Genomic DNA, 23,918 nt, shown 5'->3' with positions numbered 1-23,918 from the left:
TTTGCGTCGCCGGTCAACGCTTCGTCAATGGGAATTTGACCCGGCCAAACCTTGACACTTTGCCTCTTCTCGCCCAACTGATGGACATCTTCTTCCATGCGCGGGGCGCAATCAGCTTTGACTTTCTCTTCAAACGCACAACACCTTCTCGGTCTCATCCAGTCCAAAAAGGCCACGGCAGGCGTGATAGGCCTCGGATACGTCGGTCTGCCGCTGGCGATGACGATCGCGCATGCCAGCTTCAAGGTGGTGGGGTTCGATATCGATCCTGACAAGATCACGGCCATCGATGCCGGTAAGAGCTACATCGAAGCGGTACCACACGATGTGTTGAACGGCGCGCGTCAGAACGATGGTTTCGTCGCGACCTGTGATTTTNCCAGACTTGCCGATTGTGATGTGATTGCCATCTGCGTCCCGACACCACTGACGAAATATCGCGATCCTGATCTTTCCTATGTCGAAANCACCTGCCGGGAGATTGCCAGCAGACTTCGCCCGGGTCAGCTTATCGTGCTGGAGTCCACCACCTATCCCGGCACCACGGATGGCGTCGTCAAAACTATTCTGGAAAAGACGGGCCTTAAATCGGGTGTGGATTTCTTTCTTGGGTTCTCGCCCGAGCGGGAAGATCCCGGCAATCGCGACTTTCAGACATCAACCATTCCCAAAGTGGTGGCCGGTGAGGGTTCCGATGCGGCTGAACTGATGACGGCATTTTACGGGTCCGTTGTGAAAACGGTCGTCCCCGTTTCCACCAACGCCACGGCTGAGGCAGTCAAGATTACCGAGAACGTCTTTCGTGCTGTCAATATTGCCCTCGTCAACGAATTGAAGGTCGTCTACGAGGCGATGGGCATCGATATATGGGAAGTGATCGACGCGGCCAAANCCAAACCCTTCGGCTATATGCCGTTTNATCCCGGTCCGGGACTTGGCGGGCATTGCATTCCCATCGACCCGTTTTACCTGACCTGGAAATCCCGCGAATATGATTTGCCGACACGATTTATCGAGCTTGCCGGGCAGATCAATACCGGTATGCCGCGCCACATCGTTACCCGCCTTGCAGAAGCGCTTGATGTTCACAGCGGCAAGGCGCTCAGTCGCTCGAAGGTTCTGATCGTCGGTCTGGCCTATAAGAAGAACGTGCCCGACATTCGCGAAAGCCCTTCGTTGAAGCTGATCGAGCTTATTCTCGAGCGAAGCGGTCAGCCCTCCTATTTCGACCCCTATGTCGCGGAAATTCCGAAANCCCGCGAATATGGTCACCTGATGGGCATGAAGTCTGTTGTCTGGGATGAGAAGACGATCAGTGAATTCGATGCGGTTCTCATCGCGACCGACCATGACGACGTCGATTATCAAAGTCTTTCGACGTGGTCACCGCTGATTATCGACACGCGCAATGCTTTTGCCAAGCGTGGCATTGTGGCAAGCCACATCATCAAAGCCTGATGGAAGAGTAAGAAATGAGCAGACTGGACAGCTTCATTCGTCGCCTGACGGCGCAGCGCGATATTCTCAACCACGTCCACGCCGATATGAACCTTCCCACCGGTGGNCCGGTGATGGAAATCGGTCTCGGTAACGGCCGTACCTTCAATCATCTGCGCGAACTTTTTCCAGATCGCCGCATCGTTGCGTTTGATCGGGCCATGGGCGCGCACGCTTCTTCAGTACCGGACGAAAAAGATTTGGTGATCGGTGAGATCGCCGAGACTGCCCAGGCTTATCTCGGCATCGAGGCATCACTCGTTCACGCCGATATCGNCACCGGCTATCCGGAAAAGGACGCGGTTACACTGACATGGTTGCCGCAGTTCGTCGCGGGAATGCTGGCCAAGGGCGGAGTCGCGGTCAGTGGTCTTCCGTTGGAGGAGAAAACCCTCAATCCGCTGCCAGCACCAACCTCGGTGCCAACGGATCGTTATTTCCTGTATCGGAAANTATAATCTGCCTACAGGAAGAGCTGGCTTTCTGTTTCTGAAATCAGAAAGACTTTCATTTGCGAGCTTTTGCCACGGATGGGAATTGTGCGACTTTGCAGCGCCCGGATGTCGTGACCGGATTGCTTCAATACCGGTTCTGACACAACGATCGCTGTATCGAATTCCTTTGCGGCAGTTTCCAGCCTGCTCGCGACGTTGACGGTGTCGCCGATGGCAGTCAGGTTTTTAGCTGCGCCATAACCCATCACGCCGACGATGGATGGCCCCGCATGGATACCAACGACGATACGCAGTCTCACTGAGAACTGCTTTTCCAGCTCCTCGTTGAGCGTTTCGATGTTGCGCAGAATGAGTGCTGCCGCCTTCAGCGCGTCTCGGCTTGCGGTCTCCGTGTTTCCCTCAAGGCCAAACAGTGCCATGGCACCATCGCCGATAAATTTGTCGAGCCTGCCACCAGCCTGCTCCACCGCTTGGCCCACAACAGTGAAGTACCTGTTGAGCAAAAACACCATGTCATAGGGCAACCGCGCTTCCGACAGGGCTGTGAAGCTGCGAAGATCGCAAANCAGGACGGCAATCTCCTCTTCGCGACCGGGCCGGATCGGCTCACCGCTGGCGGGGATGTCTCGCTGCTGTTTTGAGGCGAGCAGTAAAGCAACCTTGATATTGTGTTTAGGGCGGAGCTGGCATCCAAGCCTGACATCACTATCCGCATGGATACGCTGAAGGGTAGCTTTTTCCATCGTGGATGGTTCCGGCAGGGGTCCTTCCGTATCTATGATCCTCACACGGCATGTCGAACACCGGCCTTTGCCACCGCAGGCCGAAAAATGGGGGACGTTACCCAAGCGGCTACCTTCCAATATGCTCAAGCCAGCAGGTGCGCGCACGAAGGCTCCGTGATCGTAACGGATTTCGAACGCGTTNGAACGTTGCCGCCAGCTGCGAACGCCGCGAAGAGCAAGAACCAGCGCGATTGCACCGCCAAACAGGGCTTTCGCTCCGTTCGTAACGGCATCGATCGTCGCTTCGAGTTCAGCCTGGTTGGCATGAGGCGTTCTCGGCGGCGGCGGATTGTTCTCCATCGCCCGGCCCGCATCGCTAAAGCCCAGAAGCGCCAGAATGGGCAGCAACACGGCGATGGTGAGAAGATAGGGCGAAATTTTCTTGTACCAGTCCCGGTACCGCAGCCAGAAAAATATACCAAGACAGCCATGCAGCCAGATCAGCACCAGTGCTGTGCTTTGGCGCAGACCGAGCAGCGGATTGCGCACCCAGAAATTATGGATCACGGTTTCGTAACCGATATCGACCCCGTAAAGCGAACGCGAAATGCGGATACCAGTGGCATGGTCGATGATCAGATAGGGGATGAGGAGGCCGATGAGAATCTGAAGCGCTTCCCGAGCAGGCATCTTGAAGGAGCGGCGCAGATAAAGGGAGCGCAAAACCAGCACGATATGGGTCAACACCGAACCATAGAGAATAAGGCTGCTGAGGGGGTTGAGCCAGACGATGCTGAACCACATACGGCCATATTCGGCGGCATCAATCGAAATCAGGGCGAGTGCGTGGTTCGCCAGATGGGTGAACACGAAGCCCAGCATCACGAGGCCGGACAGCATGCGCGCATGCCTCAGCGACGTTTCCGAGACGATCCTGGCCATGTTGATCGTCTCCGGTTGCAGCATCGCGCTCGTTATTCGGCAGATTGCCAGAGAGTTCTCTGTTGATAGCCGTTTGCCGCTATACTCTAACGATTAAAAAAGCTGAACAGATCAGCGATCACGTCATCGGCATTTGTGCAAAGCATCACGTCCGTTAGGGCAAGCACACTGATATCAAAGATTTATCGTTTGCCCGTCCCAAGCAGCGAAGGCACCCGCAAACTCTATCTTTGCATCGGCATCGATAACATCGAGTTCGTCATCGGTGCGAAAGGGTGCGTGATGGATCAGACCGACGCTTTTGGCATTGGCAAGCTTTGCGAGATGGACGGCGTGCTGCCACGATGAGTGGCCGTAGCCCCGATAGGTCTCCATCTCGGCATCGGTAAAGCTTGCGTCGTAGAGAAACAGGTCGACGTTTTCGATGAGTTTCAAAACAGTCTTATCGGTTTTGCCGGCCTCATGCTCAGTATCGGTGATGATAGCAAGACTGCGGCCTTGCCAATCGATGCGGTAGCCGATGGCGTTTCCAGGATGGTTGAGCATTCCTGTCGTGATGCTCAAATCGGGATGGACAGAGAGAACGTCTCCTGCTTGGAAGTCCTTGGTAATGATCCGGGCGCAACAGATATCGAGCGGGGCGGGAAACCAGGGAGGGCTCATGAATTCGCTGAGAATTTCCCGCGTCGTCTTTTGTCCGGCCAGATGGCCCGACCAGATGCGAACCGCATTTTCGCGATTGAAAAACGGCTTGAAGTAGGGAAATCCAACTATGTGGTCATAGTGGCAGTGGGAGAAGAACATGTTGACGGCGCCAACACCTTCAGCCTTAAGCGACTGACCGGCAGGCAACAAACCTGAACCCGCATCGAACAACAGGACGTGCTCGCCGCATCTGACTTCGATGCAGATCGTGTTGCCACCATATTTTCGGAACTTGTCTCCTGATACGGGAAGCGTTCCCCTTGCTCCCCAAATCTTTACCCGAAACTCTGATTTATTGTCCCGACGTAGATCGTCGGAATTCAACGCCATGATACACCCCAATTTACCACGGATAGCCCTGAGGCCATCTTCCGATGGGCATCGTTTTATCTGCCCTGCCGTTACCCCGCCTTAGGAAGACAAGAATGTCTCCGCCATTAGTAGGGCCAGCATTTCAGTTTTATGACGATAGCACCACTTTTATTTTTCTTTCAAAAAACGTGGTTTAAAAAGACTGTTTCTTTAAGCGTTGGAACTTGACCTTGCTTTGCTCAACTCGGTCGTTGTCTGCGTCAGGCGCTCGGCCAGCACGCGCATGACCTTGATCGTTACGTCCGGGAAATCCGACATGAGCTTGAAGAATTGCTCCTTGCCGATCCGCAAAGCTTCCACCGAGGTGGACGCGCGTACTGTTGCCGTTCTCACACTGTCGCACAGTATGGCGATTTCACCGACGATGGCGTTTCCGCTCATCTCCGTGAGTTTGATCTGCCCTGAGGGGGAATCGATCAGAACGTCGACCTTGCCGGTCAAAAGAACGTAAGCGGCATCTCCAAGATCACCCTGCCGGAACAACTCGTCACCGGCGTGGTAGGAAACCCGATCTGACGCGAAAGCCAACAGCTTCAGCTTGGAAGGCTCCATCTCACTGAAGAAGGGAACGCGTTTCAGCATTTGAATTTCGTCTTTGAAAAGCATTGCCCTGTCCCGTCCGTATTCCTGTTCTACCCAAGATAAACCAACTATGCGGCGATCATTTCTTTAAATGTACCGTTTTCTTCCAGAAGAGTCTCGTATGTTCCATCCGCAACGATGGTCGTGTGGTTTATAACGATAACACGGTCGAACATTTTTGAAAGTGCAGCATTGGACAGTATCCAAATCACAGCCGGATTAGCGTCATCGCGCTTGAGGAAAGAGATGACGCTATCGACAATTTCCTGCTGCATGCGATGGTCGAGACCGGGCAACGGGCGGTTGAGCACGTAATAGTCCGATTTTCTCATCAGCGCCCGCGCCAGATTGAGTTTTTGCCGCTGCAAGGGGCCTAGCCGCTTGCCGCCTGCGCCCAAGTTGAATTCCAGTCCGACGGCCAGGACCTTTTCGTAAAGGCCCTGCTTCTTCATGGCTTCGGCGACGATCTTGGTGATGCGGCGCGAGGCGTCGGCATAGCGGTGGCTGATCTTGCCGAACAGGATATTGTCGAGGAGACTGGTTGAAGCCGCATATTTTTCGGGATCGTATGGCTCTATCCAGCTGCGCAAATCATCGGGCAGGTTCTGATGGAACATGTGTCTGACCTCGATGATCTTGTCCATTACCTCCTGCGTCAGAAGACCGAAACGCTGACGTGGTTCGATATAGAAGAAGCTGAGCCGTAGCATGGCGCGCCTGTCGGCGTCGTTGGCATCCTTGTAGCTCTTGCCCTGAAGGCGCTGTAGCGTCTGTTGATAGGTCGGAATATCGTCAGCCGTCATAAAGGTCAGCTGCTGGAAAAAAGGGTGGTCGGGCGCAAGGTCGCTAAAAATTTCAACCACGTTTTCCGCAATCGTATAACCCATGTCGTACAGCGTTTCGGACAGTCCGCTGCTGCGCATCAGGGTGCGGAAATAATCACTGTCGATAACTTTCCGACTTGCAATCGATGAATCGCGCATCGTGCCGAACATGATGTTTTCGCCGACAGTGGCCTCGGCGTTATAGCTGTTGGGCTCGAACGGCACGATCAGGCCGCTGAGGTTTTCCTCTTCCAGCTCTGCGCGCAGCGCCTGCCTCAGTTCTACGATCCGGGCTGCCAAATGCAGATCGGTCGAAGGATCGATAGAGGAGCGCAAGGCGAATTCGAGAATGTCGGGTGACAGCTGAACAGTGTCGAGAACTGACAGCATGGCCTTGAGGAACTGTTCTTCTTCATCGCTTCCAAAAGGACTGGATGTGTAATCGATCCAGTCACTGTTGATGTCGATATCAGGATTTTTNGCGAGCTTTGCTTCGCGAATTTCCCATTTCCGGTGTTCCAGGTCGGCACCGGTATAGTCTTTNGCCTTCAATGGTGCGTGTTTCAGGCCGTAAACGAGGTTTTCCCTCAGGCTTGCATGGAAGAAATATGTGTCGGCTGAAACATAGGATATGCGTCGGCCGCTGACAGATTCCGGCAGGTCGTGCAGGTCTATATCCCCAAAGGTGATCTTGCCTGATGTTGGCCAAAGGGTCCGTCCAAGCGCATCGGCGAGCGCTTCGGCTCCTGAGCCGCCCACGATGCCGACGGTCTCTCCCGGATTGATCGTCAGGGATGCCTGATCCAGAAGCCGAGTGCCGCTGTCGTCATCCAATGCAAGCCCCGCAATAACGATAGGCCCTGTGATCGCTGCGGCTTCTTCCGGCGACAGGGCCTGAATTTTCGAGTCGATCATTGTCGGTGAATCGAACTGTTCGAACACCTGCTCGTATTTCACCTGAACGTCCTGGCGCGCCTGGTCCCAGTCGATCAATTCTTTCAAGGGACCCGGCAATTCCTTGTAGGCGTTGATGACGGCGACGAGCTGACCGACATCGAGACTGCCTCTCAGCGTTAGATAACCGCCGAGCGAGTAGAAGAAGAACGGTGTAAGCTGAGCCAGGAAATTGTTGATGAACTTGACGATAAACTTCCATTGGTACAGGTCGTAGCGGATCTTGAAGATTTCGCCGAGCCTGTGAGCAGCATCCGCGCGCTCATAATTGGAGGTGTCGTAGGCGTGGATGGTGCCGATGCCATCCACCATTTCGCCGATCCTGCCGGCGAGCTGGCGCGCGCTCAACTGTCGCTGCCTGCCGAGTTCGATCAAGCGGCGACGCATCTGGGGAATGATCCCGACCTGAATCGCGGCCATGAAAGCAGCGATCAGCCCGAGCCAGAAATTCTGCACGAGAATGAAGAAGAGAGCTGAAAGTGCCTGGCCCCCGAGAAGCGCTGGCTGAACGAAGGCATCACCGGTGAAACCACCGAGAGGCTCCACTTCGTCCTTGATCATGCTGGAAATTTCCGCACCCTTCACCCGTTTGAAGTGGGAAGGGGGAAACAACAGGATACGGTCGATCAACTGGAAGCGAATACGGCGCAGCAAACGCTCACCGAGGCGGCCCTTATAGGTGTTGATATAGTATTTGAAGAGGCCGTTGATGACGACGAGTGCCAGAAACGTCAGGCTCAGCCCCATCAGCATGCCGAAACGGGTGAGCTCGACGCCCGGAAACAGCGTGATCTTTCCGAGATAGGGGAGATCGAACGTCAAATGCATGAAGAGCTGTGTGGAATTCACGCCCTCGAAGCCATCGCCCTGTATCGGGCCGTTGACGATCTGCTTGGGAAGATCGAAGGCAAGGAAGTAGGGAACCATCGAAAAGGCGACAATCAGCAGAATGAAAAGTTGCTGCCGCCTCGTATGATTCCAGATATAGCGGGTTAGACTTTTTNCCATGTAGGACTTCTATGCCTTGCCGGACTGACTGGAAGGTAGTTGATGTTTGTCATTGCGTCAAAGCCGCTGTTGCGCAACGGTTATGAACGTTAGAAGAATGAATGAAGATGCGTCTCTTCTCGCAAANTGGCGGGATGGAACGACCGTGACGGCGCGGACCATTCTTTTACGAATTATGAATGAAGCGCCTTATAGCGCAATTTCTCAAAAACGGAATAGTTGGACATTGCCCAGCGTGCGAATTTCGCCACGGGGCATTTCCGTTGACTGGGGGCCGGCAGGAATGAGTTCGATACGCCTGCCTTCCCCCGGCGAGAGATGGAATCCATCATCGGCGGGACGAAANCCTTCGGCATCTATACAAACGGATTGGGCAAAACGGTCCGCGGTTACATGCAGGATCCAACGCCCGTCGTTCATCGTCAGGTCAGTTTGAAGGCTGACAGGATGAAGGGCTGCCTGTCGGCCCCTTGGAAANTGGGCGGCATTGGCGAGCAGCACACCAGTTTGCGCATCCAGGAGTTTTGCGACCGTGACGTCGTGTGCAGGGGGACCAAACCGATAGGCATAGGTGGTATCGAAGAATGCACCGAACAGGTCGGTTGCAGCAATCAACCGCTTGTCACGCGCTGCTAGACTCATTGCGCGCCTGCCGCTGACGACAGGCTGGATGCCGTCACGCAGGCATGCAATCTCCACGACGACGTCCGCATTTNCAGGTGTTTCATTAATGAGATGGATATCGAGGCCGTTGGTGCCCTCATCGAGAAGGTTGATCTGCAGAGGTCGAAACGCACGTTTAAGACCATAAAAGGCAGACTTCGGCAGGCCTGTTGAATCGATAACTCCCCAGCCGGGACCCGGCAGCAGATCCTGCAACGTCCATACCATCGCGCCCTGACAATTTGAGCCGACACGCCGCCATTCTGCGAATGTCGCTTCCATGACCTCGGCAATCGCTGCGCGGGAAAAATCGAGATAGCGATCAACATTCTCTCTTCGCAATGTTGCCGGGTCTAAGTCGTAAAGTAGCTTGAGATAATGATCCCGCACGTCCTCGAAATCCCAGGACGCCCNTCGGTCACGGGGCACGCGCGCGCGCCATTTCGGATCGTGAACCGGTTTTACTGGCAGGTATTTGTCGAGGGTGACCTGATGCGGGACGTTTGCAAAGGCGAGGCATTCGCCGGCAAACCGTACATTCGCGCGCCGCGCATCTTCCAGCGGTCTGCAATAGGCACCGACGCCGTAGTAGTGGCCGATCTTCTCGTTCGAGACGAAGGGCAGGGCCCCGCCAAACGGAGAGTTCGGCACATAGGCGATATCAGGTCGCAGACGACGAACATGTGCGGGCAGAATTTCTTCCGTCAGCGGGCCTTTCCAGAACTGTTCCGATAGCCCCAGCATTGCTCCCTGCTGATACATTTCACTTCCGCCGCACAAAACGGCAAGTGATGGCGAGCAAGCGGTGTTGGTGAGGAGGTGGGAGATTTCTTGATCGATATGAGCCAGAAACGCCTCATCCTTGGCTGGATAATCGAAGTTGGCCAGCATCATATCCTGCCAGACCATCAACCCCAGCTCATCGCAGAGTACAAAAANCTCAGGTGTCTCGTAGGCCATCGTGCCGCCGATGCGGGTCATGTTCATACCGGCTTCAGCAGCGAGGCGAAGCCAGGGCTCGTAATCTGCGCGGTTGCCAGGCAGTCGAACAATATCGGCATTCGTCCAAACAGCGCCACGGCAGAACACGGGCTCGCCGTTGATTTTCAGGCCAAAGCCTTTTCCGTCGGCTCCATGGTCGATATCGATACGCCGAAACCCTGTCCTGGCGGCGAGGTGAGTCTGACCCTCAATGCGCAGGCTCACATCGTGAAGCACCGGTGTGCCATGAGTGGCGGGCCACCATGGCTCGATATGCTCCAGCCGGAGTTCACCTTCGAATGTAGTGTCGCCCGCGGGATGCAATGTTGTCCATAGATCGGCGCATCCCAGCTCTATTGCAGTGGCATCGCTGCGAACAGAGATACGCAGGAATCCCGTTCCATCCGCATCCAGTTGCGACTGAAAGGACAGGATTTCGAATTTGCACTGATCTTTGCGGATCAGCCGAACCGGCCGCCACGGCCCGACGGCGTGAATTTCCGGACACCAGCCGGGCATGTGGCCCAACGCCGTTGTTCTGATCAGCCTCAGGCCCTGAGAATTCATCATTTGTGGACGCCAGCGCGCCCGTGGTCCTGATTTTTCCAGATGTGGTGCCAAGGCACGAAAGCAAATGGCAAGTTCGTCGGCACCTGATGGTTCAAAGGAAACGTCCAACGCTTCGAACATGCTGGTAGAGTGCGCAACACGTTCACCGTTCAGGAAAATTTCGGCAATGGTTGCCAGTCCCTCGAAGCGCAAAATAGCTGGGCCGATTTTATCGGATACCAGTGTCAGTCGATACCAGGCATCCTGATTATTGAGCGGCTCTGGTTGAAAGCGATCAAATCTTCCCAGTGCTTCCAGTGCCTGCGCGACAGTCCCGGGAACGGGCGCCGTTACCGCCTCGATGTCGAGCGGAATATCGACAGGTGTCTTAAAGGCATCGGCTTCTGTCAGCGTCAGGGTCCAGCCCTCGCTTAACGACTGTCCCTTATCGATGCCCGAGACCGTCACGCTGCCTCGCTTGTCTGGGCAAGCGAAATCTCCAATTCCGCCATGAGCGCGTCCCAAGCTGCAATCGCCGGGTCGAGAGCGGTCAAGAGCGTGTCGAACTTACGCCGGGCGATAGCGCGGGCAAGCTGAAACTGCACCGTTTTAGCCACCTCCGAAATGCGAAGTGCGTGGGCAGGCGCGCTGCCGAAACGTTGATCGCTACCCAGCCATTGCAGATGGCTGGCAGCCAGTTCGAAATTCGCGCCGAATTGGCGAAGCGTGTTGAAAGCATATTTGTGGAAAAANCCGAAGGGCCGGTCGGCTATTTTTTCGACTTGCGCAGGAAAGACCTTGGCGAATGCCTTGATCGGGTTTTGCGCGGGTCGTCTTGCAAAATGCGAGGCCAGAAGACGCAGCGCTATCGCCCGTCTTTCCACATCGGACATTGGCTTTTCAGGAAATTTCGCAAATTCTGTATAGGGTAGGAATGGGGCGTCTTCGTCTGTCAGATGGTGCTGGAAAATACCGGAGAAATCATCGTCTTCCAGGGCAAAATAACCGCCATTGTGGAAGTATTCCAGCTTGCGGTTTGCCACGTCCATCCGGTTGATGGCGATGGTTGTTTTGCCATGTTCCTTGCGATAGGCGGTGCCGTGCGTATCCGGCATGTAGAAACTGTCCATCTCGATCAGGCAGATGCGTCCACGTTGCAGCTGCATGTCGATATGTCTTTCGAGCCTGTCGAAAATCGCAAGTTCGGTGACGCGGATGCCATAGAGCGCTTCGAGGTCTTCCAGCGGCACCTTGAAAAAAGTGAACTGGTCGCCCTCGAAATCCTGCGTCAGCGTAAAGCCCAGCATGGCTTCTGGCGGCAGACCGCTGGAAGCCAGCAGCTCTATCCACAGATCGACATAGCAATTCGTTTCCGGCCACATCCGCTCCAGCGAATGCAACGGATGCGGAATGTAGGTCTCGGCGTTGAGGGCTGGAAAGATGCTCGTCATGCTGTCTTCAGCCCCAAAGCGCGTCTCGAACCGGCTGTGGCCATGCTTCGACATCCAGTCCGTGTTTGGCAAACAGTGCCAGTGCTATCCGCTCCAACCCGAAGCCGACGCAGGCTGTGTGCGCGACGTCGCCGTTTTCGAGGTTCAGGCCCCATTTGGCTCCAAAAGCGTCCTGATGGTAGTTGAAGCTCATGCAGGCCGTCTGGTTGGTGGTGGATGTTACCGGAATCAGCAATTCGAATTTCAGGTTCTGGTCGCGCTGGTTGTTGGCCAGCATTTTGCCGGCACGCCCGAAGAACGGATCATTTGCGATGTCGATCTTCACATCGAGACCGATCTTTNCCATCATCTCGACGCCGCGATCCATCCATAGCTGACGGAATTCCGTCACGTCGCTTTCAGTTCCCATGCATACATATTCGCGCATACGGAACAGTTGCTGGCGGGCCGGGTCCTTGGAGGGCTCATGGCGGAAGCAGTAGGATTGAATGTCGTAAAGACCTCCGCTAGCGGGCAGATTTCCGCGCTTGGCGATGGTTGGGTACAGCGGATAGCAGGCCGCTGGCGTCAGCACGATATCGGTAATCTTCTGGTCTTTCGTCCAGTCCGTGCCTTCGTCCATGCTTTTGATAAGGCTGACATGATCCAGCTCGCAGCCGCAGAAGGAGTGGACGGTGCCTGCCAGTTGCGGGAAGCTTTTCATGTAGCCGCTTTTTTCAAANTAGGCACGGTTGATGCCGGGCGGGAAGCGGATAACTTCGGCTTTATCTGCGCCGCCGACCGTTCCGATCAGGCGCTCAAAACCGGCAATCACGTCTTCGAACTGGCCGCTACGACCATAGAGGCCATCGACGCCGGTATCGATCAGCAGGCCTTTGTCAAACAGGCGATCGAGAAANGATGTTTGCATGTCCATGATCTTATCCCGAAAGGCTGGTGTCCTGCTTCTGGACGAGCAGGAGATTGGCGGAGTTGCTGAGAATTCTGTCGTTGGAGATCATCAGTTGCGCCGAATGCGCATCACGCAGGTGACGACCGAGGCTATAAGGCGTACCGTTTTTGTAGCCCATGATGCCGCAGATCAGCATGGCGTGATTGATGATCTCGATAATGGTTTCCGACGAGCAAATCTTGACGTTGTTCATGGCGATGGCAAACCCCATCGACATCAGCTTGTCGGGATCGGATTTGGTGGCCTCATAGGCTTTGAGACCAGCAATGACGTTCGATTTGACGGTCTGAAGCTTGCTCGACACTTCTGCCAGACGAATGGCACCTGGTGGCGTGACGCCGGGCGATTTGCGCGCCGCTGCACGAACGAAGGCTTGTGCACGCAAANCCGCGTCAGAGGCAATTCCATACCAGACGCCGCTCCACAAANGATGGGATGTCGCCAGCATGGATTGCGCTGCAATTTCGGCGAAAGGCTTGGAGAAAATCTGCTCGGAAGGTGCGCTTCCCTTGAACAGGAAGCCATCGGAACAGGTTCCGCGCATGCCGAGCGTGTCCCAAATATGGGTCCGTTCGAGCGTGTACTGGTCCTTCAGGAAAACGGTCATGACCTGATCGCTGGGTGCCGCTGCGTCATTGGCACGCGAGGTAATCAGAATGGCATCGGCATGCGTGCCATAGGAAATTACGGTGGCGTCTTTTTCCAAGGTGCAGTCGGGACCGTTAACTTCGATGGCACAGATGGAATTGCGCATGTTTCCGCCGATACCGCCTTCGGTGGTGGCAGACGCCAAAAGCAATTGTTCTGATGCCACGCGGCGCATGAAGGCAACATGCCATTCACTGTCTTCGCCATGTTCCACAAGGCTGGAGGCCTTGATGTGGTGCATCGCGAAGATCATCGCCGTTGCGGAACAGGATTGGCCGAGAATGCAGCAGATATCGGCAATTTGCGCGATGCTTGCACTTTCACCGCCCAGATGAACAGGTACTTGAATGCCTAAAAGCCGTTCCGAACGAAGCGCATCAACGGCTTCTATTGGAAAACGTGCGGCGGTATCGACATCGTCGNCATGCCGTGCGGCGATCGACGCGACACGGGAGGCGCGCGCCGAGAGCGTCGCATCAGGCGGGNCGACGGAGACGTTCATCACGCGGCCTCTTTGCCATCAAGAATGGTTTTGACCGTGTCTTCGATGGCCTTGATGCTGGCGAAAGACTTCCGGTTGAGCATGCTATCGGGAAATTCGATGTCGAATGCATCTTCTATGCCAAGCATCAGTTGCACGGATGCAAANGAAGAAAGTCCAGCTGCGTAAAGGTCAGCCTCATCTTCGATGGTATCGACGGGCACCGGGAGTTGGCCGAATTTCGACAGTATTTCACGAATAGTTGAATTCATTCTGAGTAGTCTCCCTTCACAGCGCGTCATCATAACGCATTCTTGGAGTTACGCTCCAAAAAATAACATTCGAATAAATGGATGGGTTAACTTAGTGTAACTTTCTGTTTTTCGACAACCATCCACAGATGACTTGACAAATTTCTGCGTCGGGTTTCTGATTGCGGCATTCACCAGGGGAGTCCCGGCAAGGGGCTGAGATACTGCTAGCGCGCGCAGTGACCCGTTGAACCTGATCCAGTTCATACTGGCGTAGGGACGGTGCAAACGCGGGAACAGCAGTTCGGCTTTGCCGAAATGCGTCGTTATTCGTTCACGTGGTTTTNCGTCTTCATGCTCGAACTGGGTCTCCACTGTTTTTGCTTTGGAGCCTCACGATGAACATTGCCACTAAAAATCCTACCCCTGTCGTTACCACCGGCCCGCTACCCGCTTCGACCAAGGTCTACAAGCCGGGTATCATCCACCCTCACATCCGCGTACCCATGCGCGAAATCGCCGTGCATCCCACGGCGGGCGAACCACCGGTTACAGTCTACGATTCCTCCGGTCCCTACACCGATCCATCCCACACAGTCAGCATCGACGGTGGCTTGCCACGTGTGCGTCATGACTGGGTTGTTGCGCGTGGCGATGTCGAAGCTTACGCGGGCCGCCATGTTAAACCTGAAGACAACGGCTTTGCCACCGGCGAGCGTTTGACGCCGGAGTTTTCCCTCCGCCACCAGCCCTTGAAGGCCAAGGACGGCAAAGCTGTCACGCAGCTTGCCTATGCGCGGGCGGGTATCATCACGCCTGAGATGGAATTTATTGCCATTCGCGAGAATATTGGACGCGAAGCAGCCAAGGAAACGTTGGCCCGCGATGGTGAGAGCTTTGGCGCACATATTCCCGATCTCGTAACGGCTGAATTCGTGCGTCAGGAAGTGGCGGCGGGCAGGGCGATTATCCCTGCCAACATCAACCACCCTGAAGCGGAGCCGATGATCATTGGACGTAACTTCCTCGTCAAGATCAATGCCAATATCGGTAACTCGGCCGTCACGTCTTCCATGGCGGATGAGGTCGACAAGATGGTCTGGGCCATCCGCTGGGGTGGCGATACCGTTATGGACCTCTCCACCGGCCGCAACATTCACAACATTCGCGAATGGATCATCCGCAATTCGCCGGTGCCGATTGGAACCGTGCCGCTCTATCAAGCGCTGGAAANGGTGAACGGTATTGCGGAAGACCTGAACTGGGAGGTTTTCCGCGATACGCTGATCGAGCAGGCTGAGCAGGGTGTCGATTACTTCACCATCCATGCTGGCGTGCGGCTTCATTACATCCCGCTCACCGTCAACCGTGTCACCGGCATCGTGTCGCGCGGGGGTTCAATCATGGCCAAGTGGTGTCTGCATCACCACAAGGAATCATTCCTCTACGAGCATTTCGAAGAGATTTGCGACATCTGCCGCGCTTATGATGTGTCGTTTTCGCTGGGTGATGGGCTGCGGCCNGGCTCTATCGCCGATGCAAACGATGCGGCACAATTTGCCGAGCTCGAAACGCTGGGCGAGTTGACGCAGATCGCCTGGGCTAAAGATTGTCAGGTCATGATCGAAGGCCCCGGCCATGTGCCGATGCACAAGATCAAGGAAANCATGGACAAGCAGCTCAAGGTCTGTGGCGAAGCGCCCTTCTACACGCTTGGGCCTCTGACAACCGATATTGCGCCGGGCTATGACCACATCACCTCCGGCATCGGTGCGGCGATGATCGGCTGGTTTGGTACCGCGATGCTTTGTTATGTCACACCGAAGGAGCATCTGGGTCTGCCGGATCGTAATGACGTGAAGGTCGGTGTTATCACCTACAAAATTGCCGCCCACGCTGCCGATCTTGCCAAGGGGCATCCGGCGGCGCAGATCCGCGATAATGCGCTGTCGCGCGCCCGCTTCGAATTCCGCTGGGAAGACCAGTTCAACCTGTCGCTCGACCCGGAAACGGCACGGTCGTTCCATGACGAGACCTTACCGAAGGAGGCGCATAAGGTCGCGCATTTCTGCTCCATGTGCGGGCCGAAATTCTGCTCCATGCGCATTTCGCACGACATCCGCGCCGAGGCACAGAAGGAAGGTCTGGAGGTTATGGCGCAGAAATTCCAGCAGGGCGGCGATCTCTATATGCCGTTGGAAAAGCCGGTCGCGGGGGAATGAGATGCGCATTCTCGTCAAAGGGGCAGGCGTTGCCGGTCTGACGGCTGCTCTGGAACTTGTCCGCCATGGGATGGAGGTCGCGGTTTGCGATCTTGCCAACCAACCGGGGCGCGGTGCGTCCTGGTATGCGGGCGGCATGCTGGCGCCTTGGTGCGAGCGCGAAAGCGCCGAGGAAGCCGTGCTGACGCTTGGCCAATCAGCGCTCGACTGGTGGGATGAGGCGACGCCGGGGCTGGTCAAACGCAACGGCACGCTGGTTGTGGCCCCTGCGCGGGACAAGGCGGAACTGTCGCGGTTTGCTTCTCGCACGACCGGTTATCGATGGGTTGATGAGGACGAGATTGCTACGCTGGAGCCCGATCTCGCGGGGCGTTTCCGTAAGGGGCTGTTTTTCGAAGGCGAGGGGCATCTCGATCCACGCTTGGCTCTCTTGGCACTTTATGAACGCGTTGTCTTGATGGGTACCGGCTTCCATTTCGGCGGTGACGCGCCAGATGGAACCACATTCGATCACGTCGTCGATTGCACCGGCGCGGCACAGACCGGCAAGCTTACTGGTCTTCGCGGCGTGCGTGGGGAAATGCTTTATCTCTCTACCGGCGAGGTCACGCTGTCCCGCCCCGTTCGGCTGCTTCATCCACGCATTCCGCTCTACATCGTGCCGCGAGAAGGGGGGCGTTTCATGGTGGGAGCAACGATGCTCGAGACGGATGAGGCGGGACCGATCACGGCACGCTCGATGATGGAACTGCTGAACGCTGCCTATGCGCTGCACCCCGCTTTCGGTGAAGCGCAGATCATAGAAGCGGGCACAGGTATCCGCCCCGCCTTTGCCGACAATCTGCCCGCTATCAGAGAGAACAACGGCACGCTGTTCATCAACGGTGCCCACCGGCACGGGTTTCTGCTTTCGCCAGCCATGGCGCGGCAGGCTGTCGATATCATGATGTCAAAGGAGGTTTCCCATGAAAATTCTCGTCAACGGGCAAGAGCATGATCTTGCCACGGAAAGGCTTTCCCACCTGCTGGCCGCGCTAGAATTTGAAGGCGAATGGTTGGCAACCGCCGTCAACGGCGATCTCGTCCATGCGCAGGATCGCGATGATTTNCGATTGAAGGAATTCGACAGGATCGAAGTTCTGTCACCAATGCAGGGAGGGTAGGCGATGTTGAAACTTTATGGACGCGACATCGGATCGCGACTGCTGCTCGGTACCGCGCGGTATCCTTCTCCTGCGGTGCTGGCGGATGCGGTGCGGGCCAGTAAAACGGATATTCTGACGATCTCTCTGCGACGCGAAACGGCGGGCGGCAGGCAAGGAGGGCAATTCTTCGAGATGATCCGCGAACTGGACCGAAACATTCTGCCCAACACCGCCGGTTGCCACACAGCCAAGGAAGCCGTGTTGACGGCCAAGATGGCAAGGGAAGTGTTCAAGACGAACTGGATCAAGCTGGAGGTCATCGGCAATCACGATACGCTGCAGCCGGATGTTTTTGCGCTGGTGGAGGCCGCCCGTATTCTCAGCGACGACGGTTTCGAGGTTTTNCCCTATACGACCGATGATCTGGTGGTGGCGGAAAAGCTGGTGGATGCCGGTTGCAAGGTGCTGATGCCCTGGTGCGCACCGATTGGTAGCGCCATGGGGCCACTGAACATCACCGCCTTGCGGTCGATGCGGGCTCATTTTTCCGATGTGCCGATGATTGTCGATGCCGGTCTTGGAAGGCCATCTCATGCCGCGACCGTCATGGAACTGGGCTACGACGCCGTGCTGCTCAATACTGCGGTGGCCGGTGCGGGCAATCCGGTCATCATGGCTGGCGCCTTTGCAAAGGCGGTGACGGCGGGGCGTGAGGCCTATCTTGCTGGCATGCTGGAACCGCGCGACATGGCGGTGCCCTCAACGCCCGTTATCGGTACGGCGGTGTTTTCCTGAGCCGTTGACAAGATGAGATGACGGCGGGATACCGGCAGGGATGAGCCTCACGAGGTACCCAGACATGCACAATCTGCTAACCGATATCGACGGTGTGGCTGTCGGCCATGCCACCGATCTCCAACTCGGGTCGGGCGTTACTGCCATTATCTTTGACGAGCCTGCCATCGCTTCCGGCTCCGTTCTTGGCGGTGCACCGGGAGGGCGGGATACGGCACTGCTTGACCCGTCCATGACGGTGGAGGTGGTCGATGCGTTTGTCCTATCTGGCGGGTCGGCCTTTGGTCTGGATGCGGCAGGTGGCGCACAATCCGGGCTTCGCGACATTGGGCGTGGCTTTGCCGTTGGCTCGACCCGCGTTCCCATCGTGCCGCAGGCGATCCTGATGGATTTGTTGAATGGCGGCAACAAGGATTGGGGCCTGCATTCGCCCTATCGTGAGATGGGTTATGACGCCTTCAAGGCCGCTACTCACCAGCCCTTTGCGCTTGGCAGCGTAGGGGCTGGCACCGGCGCGACGACCGCAACACTCAAGGGTGGGCTGGGTTCTGCCAGCGCCGTAACTTCGGGCGGCCATAGGGTCGCGGCCATAGTTGCCGTCAACGCGATGGGCTCCGCGACAGTTGGAACGAGGCAGCATTTTTGGGCGGCACCCTTTGAGCGTAACAACGAGTTTGGCGGGTTTGGATTGCCGCCGCAATTTTCATCCACCGATACTTCCATGCGCATCAAAGGCGTAACGCTGACGGCAACAACGATCGGCGCGGTGGTGACGGATGCCGTGTTGACGAAAGCGCAGGCGCACCGGCTGTCGATCATGGCGCATAGTGGGCTCGCCCGTGCGATCTTGCCGTCCCACCTTGCCAGTGATGGCGATACCATGTTGGTGGCGGCGACCTGCAAGAAATCCATGAGCGCTGCGAGTGACTTTGCAGAGCTTTGCCACCTGGCTAGCATGGTCGTCAGCCGCGCCATCGCACGGGGTGTTTATCAGGCGACGGCATTGCCATATGAAGGCGCACAAAAATCCTGGCATGATCATTTCGGAGCCGGTGCCGAATGAGCGATCAAAAACAGAAGTTGCCGCTGAAAACGGTTCTACGGATAGATTTTCCGCCGAGCGATAGACTTGGGCGGGGAAAAATCCAGCTGATGGAACTGATCGCCTCCACCGGCTCCATTTCTGCTGCCGGTAGGGCCATGGATATGTCCTATCGACGTGCCTGGTTGCTGGTGGATGCGCTGAACCATATGTTCAAGGAGCCTGTGATCGAATCCCAGCGCGGCGGCAGCCAAGGGGGCGGGGCAAGCTTGACTGCCTTCGGTCAGGAATTGCTTGAACGCTATCGAGCCATGCAGCGGCGCCTGAACGATACACTGAAAGCCGACCTCGATTGGCTCGAGACGAACAGACATTCCGATCAGTAAGGATCGAGTGCTGCCGATTTGATGATGGCAAAGATCGGCTGTCTAGCCTCCAGCGCCAACCGTTCGACCGAGAGGCGGGTGATGCGCGACGCAACGATATCGCCACCGCAATCCACCTGCACCATCGCCATGCCATCCTCCGACAGCACGATGTCTGCGATGCGGCCTTCCAAAATGTTGAGCGCGCTCAACCCCTCGGGCTTGACCGTCGCCAACATCACGTCGCGGGCTGGAATGTGGACGCGAACGCGGTGCCCGACTTCCGCCGATGGTGCGGGAACTTGCAACGCCACTCTGCTCAGTCTGATCGTGGCAAGGCCGTGAGCGGCATCGAAGCCTCCCACACTGCCGGACAGAATGCTGCCGATCTCGCGGCGTTCCAGTTGGGCTGTGAAAGCTGTGCGCGACAGGATGTCCGCTGCCTGGCCTGCGACCTCTATCCTGCCGTCCTTCATCACCACGATCTGGTCTGCAAGACGCGATACCTCGCTGATAGAATGGCTGACATAGATGATCGGAATTTTCGACTCATCGCGCAGCCGTTCCAGATAGGGAATGATCTCGGCCTTGCGCGCCTCATCGAGTGCGGCCAGCGGTTCATCCATCAACAGAAGGCGGGGTGACGACAGAAGCGCACGGCCAATCGCCACGCGCTGCTTCTCCCCGCCGGACAGTTTTTCCGGGCGGCGCTTCAGCAGGTCTCCGATGCCGAGCATCTCGATGATCTTTGCGCTTTCTGCGGCGCTGCTTGCATTGCCAGAAAACCAGCGACCGTAATGCAGGTTCTGCTCGACGGTGAGATGCGGAAACAGGCGCGCTTCCTGAAAGACGGTGCCGAAATGACGCTTGTGGCATGGCGTGAACAGGCGTTTTGCACTGTCTACCAGCACCTTACCATCATGCGTCAGTCTACTATGATCGGGTTTCGTCAGCCCGGCGATGATACGGATGATGGAGGTTTTGCCGGAGCCGGAGCGGCCGAAAAGGGCTGTCACGCTTTNGCCAGCGGTGAAGTCCACGTCCAGCGTAAAGGCACCCAGCCGATGTTTGGCGGTGAGCGTCAGTGTCATTGCGCATTCACCCTTTTTCCAACAATGCGCGCCAGATATTCCGAGGCGAGCAGGGCTATCATGGAAATAGCGATGGCAACCAGTGTCAGCCGCATCGCACCCGCATCACCGCCCGGAACCTGGGTGAAGGTGTAGATGGCCGCCGACAAGGTTTGCGTTTCGCCGGGAATATTGGAGACGAAAGTAATGGTTGCGCCGAACTCCCCCATGGCCTTGGCAAAAGCGAGGATCGTGCCTGCGATAATGCCGGGTAAGATGAGCGGCAGGGTAACGGTAAGGAATATCCAAACAGGACTAGCGCCCAGCGTGCCTGCCGCTTCCTCCAGTTTGTAATCCACGGCTTCTATCGAGAGGCGAATGGAGCGCACCATTAACGGAAAGGCCATGATGGCGCAGGCGAGTGCGGCGCCCGTCCAGCGGAAGGAAAAGACGATGCCGAAATACTGATCGAGAAACTGGCCGATGACGCCGCGGCGCCCGAAGGTAACCAGAAGTATAAAGCCGGTGACGACCGGAGGTAGTATGAGCGGCAGATGCACGATGCCATTGAGCAGCGATTTGCCCCAGAACTGGCCGCGCGCCAGCGCCAGCGCAATCAAGATGCCGAGTGGCAGGCTCGCGAACATCGCGATGCTGGAAACCCAGAGGCTCAAGCGTATCGCAGTCCATTCTTCCGCGCTGAGAGTGAGCCAGTCCAAGATGCCATTTCCCGTTATTATAGGATGGCTCAGACGATTGCCGGAGCCATGAGGATCGTGAAAATCGATCTTACTTCAGAATGGTAAAGCCCTGCTTTTCAAAGAAGGGCGCAGCCTTGGCCGATTTCAGGAATTCGAGATAGGCGGCAGCTAGCGGGTTTTTGGATTCAGCCAAGATAGCAACCGGATAGATGATCGGCTCGTGGCTGTCCTGCGGGAAGGTGCCGACAATCTTCACGCCCTGGTCGGCAGCGGCATCGGTCTGGTAGACGATGCCATAAGGCGCCTCACCGCGAGAAACGAGAACCAGCGCTGCACGGACGCTCTCCGCACCGGCAACCTTGCCTTCCACGGAAGACCAGATGCCGAGCTTTTCAAGGGCCGCCTTGCCATATTTACCAGCTGGAACGCTATCGACCGCACCCATGGCCAGCTTGCCGTCACCCACCAGCTTTGCAAGGTCGAAACCTTGCTTGATTTCGACGGGCGTTGCTTTGTCGACGGGGGCAACCAAGACTAGGCGGTTGCCGAGCAGGTTTGTACGCGTGTCTTCCTTGATCAGCTTTTTGCTCGCGAGATAGTCCATCCAGGCGAGGTCTGCGGAGATGAAGAGATCGGCAGGCGCACCTGCTTCGATCTGTTTGGCCAACGCCGAGCTTGCGGCATAGGAGACGGTGGCTTCGTTTCTGGTTTCCTTTGCCCATTCAGCATTTGCCGCATCAAGCGCGTTCTTCATGCTGGCTGCGGCAAACACTGTGACCTTGTCCTGCGCGGATGCCGGTGTAGATGGACCAATGGTCGCCACGACGGAGCCGATAATGGCTGCCAGAGTGGTTCTGATAAGAGTGCTACGAAGAATTCCCATCCATTTAGCCCNTTTTGGCGAAATATTTNCATGAATATATCGAAACTGTTTAGATGGCGGGCATTATATTTNCAAGGATATATCGATGGGCGCGATCAGGACATTCGCATGAGCCTGAATCTGCTGATGCCTAGATGCGCTCTCCTGCGAAATGCGCGACCTGTGCTCCGACTTCATAATAGGCTTCTTTCAAAGCGCGAAAGCTGCGGGCCTGCGGGTCTGTGACCGGCAAAGGAAGAGCGTCTTCTGCGAGATCGCCTGCTACATGCGCTGCAAGCGTTTTACCGAATATTGTTCCGGGTGCGATACCGCGGCCGTTGTATCCGCAAAAACCAACGACGTTTTTCGCGAATTTGTGGAAACGTGGCACCGAATCGTCGGTCATGCCGATCTGGCCGTACCATTCACATTCGAATTCGATGTCACCCAATTGCGGAAATAATCGTTTCATCGCACGTTTGGCCCAGGCGGGGTGAACGGCAGCACCCGTGTTGCGCAACGCGCCCACGCTGCCGAAAACGAGGCGTCCTGCTTGATCCATGCGGAAGGAGGAGAGGATTTCGTTCGTGTCCCAGCAACCTTCACGATTCGGCAGAATGGTTTTCCGCACATTGTCGCCTAGAGGTTTGGTCGCGACGTTGAAATAGGGTAGGTAGACCTGCTCTTCGCGCATGATTTNCCAGGGGCCAGTGCTATAGGCCTCCGTCGCGACGATGATCCAGTCAGCATGAACCGATCCGCTTGCGGTCTTGACCACCCAGCCGTCACCATTTGCCTGGCTGTCGGTGACGGGACTGGAGGTGTAGATTGTTGCACCTGCCTTTTGGGCTGCGTGTGCCAGGCCGCGCACATAGGCAAGCGGTTGCAGCGTGCCTGCACGCTCATCCAACAATGCGCCGCTATAGGCCGAAGAGCCAATACGGTCGGCTGTTTCCTGCGCGTCGAGAACCCGGACAGGCGCTCCGCGTGCGGCCCATTGGCTGCAACGTTCGCGGATTTCGGCCAGTCCCTTTTCTCCTACCGCGCAATGGAGTGTTCCGTTCTTTNCAAGCTGGCATTCGATCTGGTGCTTTTCGATCAGTTCGCGTACCAGAAAAGGCGCGTTGCCGAGAAGGTCGAGCAGGCGTTCGCCATAGATGGGGCCTAAAACATTTGGCAGCTCTTTAGGCATGACCCACATGCCGCCATTGATGAGGCCAACATTGCGGCCAGCGCCACCAAAGCCAATCTCCTTGCCTTCGAGAACAATGACTTTGATGCCACGTTCAGCCAGATGCAGTGCTGCGGAAAGCCCGGTAAAGCCACCGCCCACGACCACAACATCAGCCTTCTCACGGCCTTCCAGCGGTGATGTGACTGGCGGTTGTGGCGCGGTTTTTNCCCAAAGGCCATGAGAGCGTGGATCGTTGTACATCGTAATCACCAGGAAGCGGAAAGGTCGTGTGCGGTGCGCCGTATGACGAGCAGCTTACAACCGTGTCGGCCCTATGAATACCGACATATCGTGATCACGTCATGCTGGCGTGGAATGTGGCCTGCAATTGGTTCCACAGGCATTGTGGAAGACGGTTTCACCTGCAATCGAGACACAGGCTTGAAACATGCGCCTGCCTCGGACAATACTGCATCACATGCACGGGGNATGATGACCCTTG

21 protein-coding genes and 1 riboswitch are annotated in these 23,918 nt (G+C 56.3%); of the genes, 8 read left to right on the top strand and 13 right to left on the bottom strand.

The features are described 5' to 3' along the window. The first annotated feature begins 96 nt into the window (after positions 1-96). Positions 97-1,458 (top strand): nucleotide sugar dehydrogenase, encoded by a 1,362-nt coding sequence (locus tag CUC55_RS10670; protein WP_170063861.1) that lies wholly within the window; start codon positions 97-99, stop codon positions 1,456-1,458. Between the two features lie 14 nt (positions 1,459-1,472). Continuing rightward, a complete protein-coding gene (locus tag CUC55_RS10665) occupies positions 1,473-1,955 on the top strand; it encodes a class I SAM-dependent methyltransferase (protein ID WP_103087823.1) in 483 nt (160 codons plus the stop codon). A 5-nt stretch (positions 1,956-1,960) separates the two neighbouring features. Here the strand turns inward: CUC55_RS10665 and CUC55_RS10660 are convergent, their stop codons facing one another. The 9 genes from CUC55_RS10660 to CUC55_RS10620 all read right to left on the bottom strand — a co-directional run bounded on the left by CUC55_RS10660 (position 1,961) and on the right by CUC55_RS10620 (position 14,061). Then, on the bottom strand, positions 1,961-3,619 hold the full coding sequence (locus tag CUC55_RS10660; RefSeq protein WP_103087983.1) for an adenylate/guanylate cyclase domain-containing protein: 1,659 nt from the start codon (positions 3,617-3,619) through the stop codon (positions 1,961-1,963). A 174-nt stretch (positions 3,620-3,793) separates the two neighbouring features. Further along, on the bottom strand, positions 3,794-4,654 hold the full coding sequence (locus tag CUC55_RS10655; protein WP_067645706.1) for an MBL fold metallo-hydrolase: 861 nt from the start codon (positions 4,652-4,654) through the stop codon (positions 3,794-3,796). A 192-nt stretch (positions 4,655-4,846) separates the two neighbouring features. Beyond that, a complete protein-coding gene (locus tag CUC55_RS10650) occupies positions 4,847-5,302 on the bottom strand; it encodes a cyclic nucleotide-binding domain-containing protein (protein WP_067645704.1) in 456 nt (151 codons plus the stop codon). 44 nt (positions 5,303-5,346) lie between these two features. After that, a complete protein-coding gene (locus CUC55_RS10645; RefSeq protein WP_103087822.1) occupies positions 5,347-8,064 on the bottom strand; it encodes an ABC transporter ATP-binding protein in 2,718 nt (905 codons plus the stop codon). A gap of 204 nt (positions 8,065-8,268) precedes the next feature. Continuing rightward, complete coding sequence (locus tag CUC55_RS10640) at positions 8,269-10,725, bottom strand: glycoside hydrolase family 2 protein (RefSeq protein WP_103087821.1); 2,457 nt, start codon at positions 10,723-10,725, stop codon at positions 8,269-8,271. Continuing rightward, positions 10,722-11,708, bottom strand: a complete 987-nt coding sequence (locus CUC55_RS10635) for a DUF1839 family protein (protein WP_067645698.1) — start codon at positions 11,706-11,708, stop codon at positions 10,722-10,724. Before CUC55_RS10635 ends, CUC55_RS10640 begins: the two co-directional genes overlap by 4 nt. A 7-nt stretch (positions 11,709-11,715) precedes the next feature. Further along, positions 11,716-12,624 (bottom strand): amino acid--[acyl-carrier-protein] ligase, encoded by a 909-nt coding sequence (locus tag CUC55_RS10630; RefSeq protein WP_103087820.1) that lies wholly within the window; start codon positions 12,622-12,624, stop codon positions 11,716-11,718. A gap of 4 nt (positions 12,625-12,628) precedes the next feature. Continuing rightward, positions 12,629-13,810 (bottom strand): acyl-CoA dehydrogenase family protein, encoded by a 1,182-nt coding sequence (locus tag CUC55_RS10625; protein ID WP_103087819.1) that lies wholly within the window; start codon positions 13,808-13,810, stop codon positions 12,629-12,631. Next, complete coding sequence (locus CUC55_RS10620) at positions 13,810-14,061, bottom strand: acyl carrier protein (RefSeq protein WP_067645693.1); 252 nt, start codon at positions 14,059-14,061, stop codon at positions 13,810-13,812. The genes CUC55_RS10625 and CUC55_RS10620 overlap by 1 nt, the downstream gene beginning before the upstream one ends. A gap of 165 nt (positions 14,062-14,226) precedes the next feature. Further along, positions 14,227-14,338, top strand: a riboswitch (TPP riboswitch). 100 nt (positions 14,339-14,438) lie between these two features. Here CUC55_RS10620 and thiC point away from each other — a divergent pair. From thiC to CUC55_RS10590, 6 genes are all read left to right on the top strand, one after another. Continuing rightward, the gene (gene thiC, locus CUC55_RS10615; RefSeq protein WP_103087818.1) at positions 14,439-16,262 is read left to right on the top strand and encodes a phosphomethylpyrimidine synthase ThiC; all 1,824 of its coding nucleotides are present in this window, start codon (positions 14,439-14,441) and stop codon (positions 16,260-16,262) included. Position 16,263: 1 nt separating this feature from the next. Next, positions 16,264-17,259, top strand: coding sequence for a glycine oxidase ThiO (thiO, locus tag CUC55_RS10610; protein WP_067645689.1), 996 nt, complete (start codon positions 16,264-16,266; stop codon positions 17,257-17,259). Further along, positions 17,228-17,425 carry a sulfur carrier protein ThiS gene (thiS, locus tag CUC55_RS10605; RefSeq protein ID WP_103087817.1) on the top strand — a complete coding sequence of 66 codons (198 nt, stop codon included), beginning with the start codon at positions 17,228-17,230 and terminating at the stop codon, positions 17,423-17,425. The genes thiO and thiS overlap by 32 nt, the downstream gene beginning before the upstream one ends. Before the next feature lie 3 nt (positions 17,426-17,428). Further along, a complete protein-coding gene (locus tag CUC55_RS10600; protein ID WP_103087816.1) occupies positions 17,429-18,202 on the top strand; it encodes a thiazole synthase in 774 nt (257 codons plus the stop codon). A 64-nt stretch (positions 18,203-18,266) separates the two neighbouring features. Continuing rightward, complete coding sequence (locus CUC55_RS10595) at positions 18,267-19,265, top strand: P1 family peptidase (RefSeq protein ID WP_082760172.1); 999 nt, start codon at positions 18,267-18,269, stop codon at positions 19,263-19,265. Next, on the top strand, positions 19,262-19,630 hold the full coding sequence (locus tag CUC55_RS10590; RefSeq protein WP_067645674.1) for a winged helix-turn-helix domain-containing protein: 369 nt from the start codon (positions 19,262-19,264) through the stop codon (positions 19,628-19,630). Before CUC55_RS10595 ends, CUC55_RS10590 begins: the two co-directional genes overlap by 4 nt. Here the strand turns inward: CUC55_RS10590 and modC are convergent. The 4 genes from modC to CUC55_RS10570 form a co-directional block, all read right to left on the bottom strand. Next, positions 19,624-20,700, bottom strand: coding sequence for a molybdenum ABC transporter ATP-binding protein (modC, locus tag CUC55_RS10585; protein WP_103087815.1), 1,077 nt, complete (start codon positions 20,698-20,700; stop codon positions 19,624-19,626). The two genes, CUC55_RS10590 and modC, sit on opposite strands and share 7 nt — an antisense overlap. Then, a complete protein-coding gene (gene modB / locus CUC55_RS10580; protein WP_067645672.1) occupies positions 20,697-21,398 on the bottom strand; it encodes a molybdate ABC transporter permease subunit in 702 nt (233 codons plus the stop codon). Before modB ends, modC begins: the two co-directional genes overlap by 4 nt. A gap of 70 nt (positions 21,399-21,468) precedes the next feature. Continuing rightward, entirely contained in the window at positions 21,469-22,263 is a 795-nt protein-coding gene (gene modA, locus CUC55_RS10575; protein WP_067645671.1) for a molybdate ABC transporter substrate-binding protein, read from the bottom strand. A 130-nt stretch (positions 22,264-22,393) separates the two neighbouring features. Continuing rightward, positions 22,394-23,677 carry an NAD(P)/FAD-dependent oxidoreductase gene (locus tag CUC55_RS10570; protein ID WP_103087814.1) on the bottom strand — a complete coding sequence of 428 codons (1,284 nt, stop codon included), beginning with the start codon at positions 23,675-23,677 and terminating at the stop codon, positions 22,394-22,396. Between the last annotated feature and the right edge of the window lie 241 nt (positions 23,678-23,918).

Source organism: Agrobacterium bohemicum (genome assembly GCF_002896715.1).
GTDB lineage: Bacteria > Pseudomonadota > Alphaproteobacteria > Rhizobiales > Rhizobiaceae > Agrobacterium > Agrobacterium bohemicum.
Note: the sequence above shows the minus strand (reverse complement) of the source record. Positions and strands in the feature narration are given on the sequence as shown.